The sequence below is a fragment of the Streptomyces sp. NPDC089915 genome, assembly GCF_040684675.1.
Classification (GTDB): Bacteria; Actinomycetota; Actinomycetes; order Streptomycetales; family Streptomycetaceae; genus Streptomyces.
In genome coordinates this window covers 1-6,412 of record NZ_JBFBGN010000223.1, presented here as the reverse complement: position 1 = coordinate 6,412, position 6,412 = coordinate 1, and the positions used below count along the sequence as shown (strand labels likewise).

The following is a 6,412-nucleotide window of genomic DNA, read 5'->3' as shown; positions in this document are numbered from 1 at the left end:
TGCGCTAAATTCCGGCCCCGCCGGCGTTTGAGGCGCGGGGTCTGGGGCGGAGCCCCGGGGAACGGGCGAAGGGCGGGGCGGGGAGCAAGCCCCGCGCAGCGGCGCCCCCGCCCGCGTACGGCCGAGGCCCGGCACCCCGTAGCGGGGTACCGGGCCTCGGGAACAGCGGCCGGCCGGACTCAGAGGACCTCGGCGGCGATGTTCTCCGCGACGCGCTCCAGCAGCGGCCCCGCGTTCGGGATGGACTTCGCCGGGTCCGGCTCCAGGTCCGTCAGCGGGTACGCCTTGTGGATGCCCGCCGCCTCCAGGGCCTCCTGCCCCAGCAGCAGCCGCCCGCAGACCGCCACCACCGGCTTCCCGGCGGCCCGCGCCGCGGCGGCGACGCCGGCCGGGGCCTTGCCGTGCAGGGTCTGCTCGTCCAGGGAGCCCTCACCGGTGATCACCAGCGTGGCCCGCTCCAGCGCCGGGGCGAAGCCGAGCACCTCCAGCATCAGCTCGATGCCGGGACGGAAGCTCGCGCCCAGCAGCAGCGCGCCGTAGCCGATGCCGCCCGCGCCGCCCGCGCCGGGGGAGGCGGCGAGCTCGGCGGCCTTGGGGCCGATCGCCTTCTCCAGCACCTGCGCGTAGTGGCCGAGGGCCGCGTCCAGGGTCGCCACGTCCTGCGGCGAGGCCCCCTTCTGCGGGCCGTAGACCGCCGCGCAGCCCTTGGGGCCCGTCAGCGGGTTGTCCACGTCGCTGGCCAGCACGAAGTCCACGTCCGCGAACCGCGGGTCGACCCCGGACAGGTCCGCCGACGCCAGCGAGGCCAGCGCGCCGCCGCCCGGGCCCACCGGTTCGCCGTTCGCGTCCAGGAACACCGCGCCCAGCGCGGCGAGCATGCCCGCGCCGCCGTCGGTGGTGGCGCTGCCGCCCACGCCGAAGACGATCGAGCGCGCGCCCGCGTCCAGCGCGGCCTTCAGCACCTCGCCGGAGCCGTACGTGGTCGCCGTCAGCGCGGCGAAGGTGCCCGCGGGGAGCAGCTGGAGCCCGGAGGCCTCGGCCATCTCGACCACGGCGGTGCCGTCACGGAACGCGAAAGCGGCCGTGACCTGCTCGCCGAGGGGACCGGTGACCCGGACCTCCCGGCGTTCGAACCCGGCCGCCACGGCGGCCGCGACCGTGCCGTCGCCGCCGTCCGCGACGGGGAGGGTCTCGACCTCCACGCCGGGTACGGCCCTGCGAAGGCCGGCCGTCACCCGCTCAGCGACCTGAACGGCCGTGAGCGAGCCCTTGAATTTGTCCGCGGCGATGAGCACGCGCGCGGCCTCAGTTACTGCTCCGTCCGTCACCTTGCTAATCCCTTGCTATCGAACAGTGCAGTCGCGCCACCCCGAGCTTATCCGGAGGATCCTCCTATGCCCATGAGTGGCCTGGGCCACACCCGGCGCGCCATGCACCTAAATACGGATATACGCCTGCATAGTGTGGCCGCATGAGCGCGGAATCACTGGAACAGGCACGCCCGGACACCCCGGGCGCGGGGCCCGGCGGCGGCCCGCCGGACGACAGCCCCGACCGCACCGTCGTCGCGGTCGGGGTGGTCGCCGTGCTGGCCGTCGTCGCCTGGGCCGCCCTCGGCAAGGGCTCCTTCGACAGCGCCTCCGGCTCCGCCCTGGCCTGGGTGCTGGACAACTTCGCCTGGCTCTTCGTGATCGCCGCCGACGTCTTCCTCGTCCTGTGCGTGGTCCTCGCCGTCAGCCGCTTCGGCCGCATCCGCCTGGGCGCCGACGACTCCGAGCCGGAGTTCGGCAACCTCGCGTGGATCGCGATGATGTTCAGCGCCGGCATGGGCATCGGCCTGATGTTCTACGGGGTGGGGGAGCCGCTCACCCACTACCTCGCCCCGCCGCCCGCCAGCGGCGCCGCCCCCCGGACCGGCGACGCGGCCCGCGCGGCCCTGGACTACTCCTTCTTCCACTGGACGCTCACCCCCTGGGCCATCTACGGCATCGCCGGCCTCGCCCTCGCCTACGCCACCTTCCGCAAGGGCCGCGGCAACCGCCTCAGCTCCGCCTTCGTGCCCCTCATGGGCGCGCGCCGAGCCGCCGGCTGGCCCGGCAAGGCCATCGACCTGCTCGCCGTCTTCGCCACCGTCTTCGGCACCGCCACCAGCCTCGGCCTCGGCGCCCTCCAGGTCGCCGAGGGCCTGAACATCACCACCGGGATCCGGGCCTCGACCGGGGTCGAGCTGATCATCATCGGATCGCTCTCGGCGGCCTTCGTCCTCTCGGCCTTCTCCGGCCTGCACAAGGGCGTCAAATGGCTCAGCACCCTCAACGTGGTGCTCGCCGCCGCCCTGATGGTCTTCGTCTTCCTGCTCGGCCCGACCGTCTACGTCCTCGACGTGATCCCCGCCAGCGTCGGCAGCTACCTGCACGAACTGCTGCCCATGGCCAGCCGCACCGGCGCCTTCACCGACCGGGCCTGGCTCGGCGCGTGGACGATCTTCTACTGGGCGTGGTGGCTCTCCTGGGCCCCCTTCGTCGGCACCTTCATCGCCCGGATCTCCCGCGGCCGCACCATCCGCGAGTTCCTCGTCGGGGTGCTCCTCGTCCCCTCCGGCGCCACCGTCGTCTGGTTCTGCGTGATGGGCGGCACCGCCATCCGCCTGGACTCCACCGGCGCCGCCGACCTCGCCGCCAAGGCCAAGGAGGGAGCCGAGGCCTCGCTCTTCGCGATGCTCGACGCCCTCCCGCTCGGCACCCTCACCTCATGGGTGGCCATGGCCCTGGTCATGACGTACTTCATCACCAGCGCCGACTCCGCCTCCCTGGTCATGGGCTCCCTCACCAGCCGCGGCTCCCTGCACCCGCCCACCTGGCTCGTCGTCACCTGGGGCGTCCTGATGGCCGCCGTCGCCGCCGTCCTGCTCGTCGCGGGCGGCCTGAAGTCCCTCCAGACCGCGACCATCCTCGTCGCCCTGCCCTTCGTGGTCGTCATGCTGCTGCTGTGCTGGGCGCTGCTGCGCGAACTGCGCGAGGACCCCGGAGCCGGACCCGCCCGCCACCCCGCCCTGCACGGGCTGCGCGACGCCGTCCGGGCCATGGTGGGCGAGGCCGTCACCGAGGCGAACCCGGCCCGCCACCCCCGGCTGCGCCGCGTCGCCGAGAGCCGGGGCCGCGACCGTGAGGACGGCCCGGACCCGCAGGGGTGATCCACCCCGCACGGCGCCCGGGCGGGCCCGTTAGGGTGGCGGCGTGACCACCACGGACTTCGCCACCTACATCGCGAGCCTGCCCCGGGTGCTGGCCGGCGCCGCCGCCCTGTTCCGTGACGAGCGGGGCCGGGTCCTGCTCGTCGAGCCGAACTACCGCGAGGGCTGGGCCCTGCCGGGCGGCACGATCGAATCCGACCGGAACGAGTCGCCGCGCACCGCCGCCCGCCGGGAGAGCGCCGAGGAGATCGGCCTCGACCTCCCCCTCGGCCGGCTCCTCGCCGTCGACTGGAGCCTGGGCGAGGGCCGGCCCCCGCTGGTCGCCTACCTCTACGACGGCGGCGTGCTCGACGCCGCGCAGCTGGCCTCCATCACCCTCCAGGAGGAGGAACTGCTCTCCTGGAAGCTCGTCGAGCCGGCCGAACTCCCCGCGTACCTCCTCGGATCGCTGGGCCGGCGCACCCAAGAGGCCTGCCGCGTACTGGAGTCGGGGGAGGGGACCGTGGAACTGGAGAACGGCCGCCGCCCCGAGAACGCCTGAAACGCCCGCCGCACCGGCCTGTCCCGAACGCCTCGACCCAGGGCAGAATCAACAGATGATCACGATGTACGCGTGGCCGAGCACGGCCGACGGTCCCGACGCCCTTCCCATGGTCCACTTCACCACCGAAGAGCAGTCGGGCGGCGAGCTCTCCCCCGAGGGGATGCCCGTCTGGCTGTTCGACACCGCGATACGCGAGGGCGGCTGGGCCAACTTCGAGGACTTCGAGGCCTGGGCCGCGCCCGCCGAGGGCTGGCAGGCCTTCTACCGCCGGGAGGACGACGTCCTCGCCGTCACCGGCCCCGGCCCGTGCGAGGGCTGGTACCAGGGCCGGCTGGGCGCCGACGACGAGTGGGTGAAGGCCGCCGCGACCCAGCAGGGCGTGGTCCTGCTCGCCGCACCGGTCCAGCACCCGTCGCTCTACGCCTACGCCGTCGAGGCGGGTGCCGGCTTCGCGCTCCTGGTCCCCCTGGCGGTGGTCTGACCCCGGTCAGGCGCCGCGTCCCTCGAACTCCAGCAGCCGCACCTTGCGCTCGATCCCGCCGCCGTAGCCCGTCATCGAGCCCGAGGCGCCGATCACGCGGTGGCAGGGGACGATGATCCCGACCGGGTTCTTCCCGTTGGCCAGCCCCACCGCCCGGGAGGCGCCCGGCTTGCCCAGCTCCGCCGCCAGCCGCCCGTACGACCAGGTCTGCCCGTACGGGATCCGCACGAGCTGCTCCCAGACGCTGCGCTGGAAGGCGGTCCCCTCCAGCCTCACCGGGACCGTGAACTCCGTCAGCTCGCCGGCGAAGTACGCGGTGAGCTGGCGCACCACCTCCGGGAACGGCTCCTCGGCCGCCGCGACCCGCTCCCCGAAGGACTCCTCACCGGGACGGTGGCGCTGGCCGGTCATGTACAGCCCGCTGAGGACCCCGTCGGTGGCGACGAGGGTGAGCTCCCCGTACGGGCTGTCGACGACGGTGTGCTGCTTGGTGCTGGTCACGACGGTGCTCCTTCTGCGGGCATGCGGTTGATCGGGTGGTCGTCGGTGGCCCAGAGGTACTGGACGGCGTACGCGCGCCAGGGCCGCCAGCCGGCCGCGCGGGCGGTGAGCGCGGCGGGCGTCGAGGGCAGCCCCAGCCCCTGGGCGGCCTTGCGGACGCCCAGGTCGGAGGGGAGGAAGGCGTCCGGGTCGCCGAGGGCCCGCATCGCGATGACCTCGGTGGTCCACGGGCCGAAGCCGGGCAGGGCGTTCAGCCGGGCGCGGGCCGCCTCCCAGTCGCTGTCGATGCCCAGCGGCAGCGAGCCGTCGGCCAGGGCGGCGACCAGGGTGGTCAGCGTGGCGCGGCGGCTGCGCGGCATGGACAGCGCCTCGGGGTCGAGGCCCGCCAGTGCCTCCGGCGAGGGGAACAGGTGCGTCAGCCCGCCCTGCGGGTCCTCGACGGGCTCCCCGTACGCGGTGACCAGGCGGGCCGCGTGGGTCCGCGCGGCGGCCGTGGACACCTGCTGGCCCAGGACCGCCCGTACGGCGAACTCCGCCGCGTCGACGGTACGGGGTACCCGGCGCCCGGGGGCCTTGTCCACCAGCGGGGCCAGCAGCGGGTCGCGGCGCAGCTGCTCGTCGACGGCCTCGGGGTCGGCGTCCAGGTCGAGCATCCACCGGCAGCGGCTGATGGCGATGGTCAGGTCCCGCAGGTCGGTCAGCGCGAGCCGGCAGCCGATGTGGTCGGGGCCGGGGGTGAGGGCGACGGTCCCGGAGCCGTGGGGGAGCCGCAGGGTCCGCCGGTAGGCCCCGTCCCGCCACTCCTCCACGCCGGGGACGGCGGTGGCGACGAGGTGCCCGAAGAGGTTGTCGGGGTTCAGCGGGGCCCGGTAGGGGAGCCGCAGGACGATCGTCCCCGGGATCCGCGGCTCGTCCCGCCCGGCCCCCCGCCGGGCCGCGCGGGCCCGCAGCTCGCCGGGGGTCAGGGCGAAGACCTCCCGGACCGTCTCGTTGAAGTTCCGGATGGAGGAGAACCCTGCGGCGAAGGCCACGTCGCCCATCGGGAGCGCGGAGGTCTCGATGAGCAGCCGCGCGGTCTGCGCGCGCTGGGCGCGGGCCAGGGCGAGGGGTCCGGCACCGAGCTCGGCGTTCAGCTGCCGCTCGACCTGCCGGGCGGAGTACCCGAGCCGGGTGGCGAGCCCGGGGACCCCCTCGCGGTCGACGACCCCGTCCTGGATGAGGCGCATCGCGCGGGCGACGGCGTCGGCGCGGGCGTTCCACTCGGGAGACCCGGGGCTGGTGTCGGGGCGGCACCGCTTGCAGGCCCGGTAGCCGGCCTGCTGGCAGGCGGCGGCGCTGGGCAGGAAGCTCATGTTCTCGACCTTGGGCGGCACGGCCGGGCAGCTGGGCCGGCAGTAGATGCCGGTCGTCCGGACCGCGGTGAAGAACCACCCGTCGAAACGGGCGTCCTTCGACTGCACGGCCCTGACGCAGCGGTCGGTGTCGGTGTACATGGCTCCAGGATCCCGGCCCCGGGGGGTACGGGGCTGGCGGTTTTCCGACATCAAGCCTAGCCCGTCCGCGGGGCGGGGTGCGGGTGGGCCGCTGCGCGGAGTCTCTCCCCGCCCCGCCCTTTCTCCGTTTCCGCCTCAATCGCCGGCGGGGCTGTTTATAGCCCCGCCGGCGATTGAGGCGCGGGGGTCCGGGGGCGGAG

The 6,412-nt window shown here is 74.5% G+C and carries 6 protein-coding genes; 3 read left to right on the top strand and 3 right to left on the bottom strand.

Going from position 1 to position 6,412, the window contains the following annotated elements; all coding sequences use genetic code 11:
• Positions 1-179: 179 nt before the first annotated feature.
• Positions 180-1,328 (bottom strand): glycerate kinase, encoded by a 1,149-nt coding sequence (locus AB0O29_RS33640; RefSeq protein WP_365159550.1) that lies wholly within the window; start codon positions 1,326-1,328, stop codon positions 180-182.
• 143 nt (positions 1,329-1,471) lie between these two features.
• On the opposite strand from AB0O29_RS33640, the gene AB0O29_RS33635 reads away from it, so the two are divergent.
• The 3 genes from AB0O29_RS33635 to AB0O29_RS33625 are packed head-to-tail and all read left to right on the top strand — an operon-like array spanning position 1,472 to position 4,218.
• A complete protein-coding gene (locus AB0O29_RS33635) occupies positions 1,472-3,193 on the top strand; it encodes a BCCT family transporter (protein WP_365159547.1) in 1,722 nt (573 codons plus the stop codon).
• Between the two features lie 43 nt (positions 3,194-3,236).
• Positions 3,237-3,734: an NUDIX hydrolase gene (locus AB0O29_RS33630; protein WP_365159544.1), complete on the top strand. Its 498-nt coding sequence runs from the start codon at positions 3,237-3,239 to the stop codon at positions 3,732-3,734.
• Between the two features lie 55 nt (positions 3,735-3,789).
• Positions 3,790-4,218, top strand: a complete 429-nt coding sequence (locus tag AB0O29_RS33625; RefSeq protein ID WP_365159541.1) for a hypothetical protein — start codon at positions 3,790-3,792, stop codon at positions 4,216-4,218.
• Positions 4,219-4,224: 6 nt separating this feature from the next.
• Here AB0O29_RS33625 and AB0O29_RS33620 read toward each other — a convergent pair whose 3' ends face one another.
• Positions 4,225-4,719, bottom strand: coding sequence for a methylated-DNA--[protein]-cysteine S-methyltransferase (locus AB0O29_RS33620; RefSeq protein WP_365159538.1), 495 nt, complete (start codon positions 4,717-4,719; stop codon positions 4,225-4,227).
• The gene (locus AB0O29_RS33615) at positions 4,716-6,212 is read right to left on the bottom strand and encodes a DNA-3-methyladenine glycosylase 2 family protein (RefSeq protein ID WP_365159535.1); all 1,497 of its coding nucleotides are present in this window, start codon (positions 6,210-6,212) and stop codon (positions 4,716-4,718) included. The genes AB0O29_RS33620 and AB0O29_RS33615 overlap by 4 nt, the downstream gene beginning before the upstream one ends.
• Between the last annotated feature and the right edge of the window lie 200 nt (positions 6,213-6,412).